The organism is Bartonella sp. AA1HLJMS, from assembly GCF_042197445.1.
GTDB lineage: Bacteria > Pseudomonadota > Alphaproteobacteria > Rhizobiales > Rhizobiaceae > Bartonella.
In genome coordinates, this window is record NZ_JBHIRW010000297.1 from 1 (window position 1) to 573 (window position 573).

Annotated in this window: 2 pseudogenes; both read left to right on the forward strand. The window is 35.6% G+C overall.

Annotation, left to right across the window (positions count from 1 at the left end):
* Nucleotides 1-3 precede the first annotated feature (3 nt).
* Nucleotides 4-148: pseudogene (locus ACFIQE_RS11310) on the forward strand (TrwH protein).
* A pseudogene (locus ACFIQE_RS11315) lies at nucleotides 145-573 on the forward strand (hypothetical protein); the annotation flags it as partial. The pseudogenes ACFIQE_RS11310 and ACFIQE_RS11315, both read left to right, overlap by 4 nt.

Below are 573 nucleotides of genomic sequence, written 5' to 3' on the forward strand. Positions count from 1 at the left end.
AAAATGAAGTCGATCATTCTTATAATTTTGATTGCAAACCTTTTATCGGCTTGTGCATTAGCACCAAAGCTAAAACAACCTAATGACAGGAACCGCGTGCCTAATTAATAAAACAATCCCTGCCGAAATCAAGCGAGGAGACAGATGAAAAAGCGATTTATTATAACAGGAATGGTTACCCTTTTGGCAATAATGAATTTGGCACATGCAAATAACGCACATTCGTATGATAGAAATAAAACAAAACTGCACATATCAGAAGGAACTGTATTATATCGGGAATATCCTGGCTTGTCAGGTTCAACACACAATAGAGATGTTATTATAACTAGACGTCCTAATAAACCTAGAGTTAAAAAAAAGCCAAAAGAACCTAAGAAGTCGCAACCTGCTTCACCGCCACAACCTGCTCTATCAGCAGAATATCTGGAGCTTATTAAGCTATTAAAAAAAGAGGAAATTATTGAGCTCTTAAAAAAACAGCTTGCGTTAAAAAAAGAACAACTTTCACAAACAGAAAAAGCTTATCAGGCTATAACAAAGAGTCAGAAAACAAACCCAAAGCAAATAGAC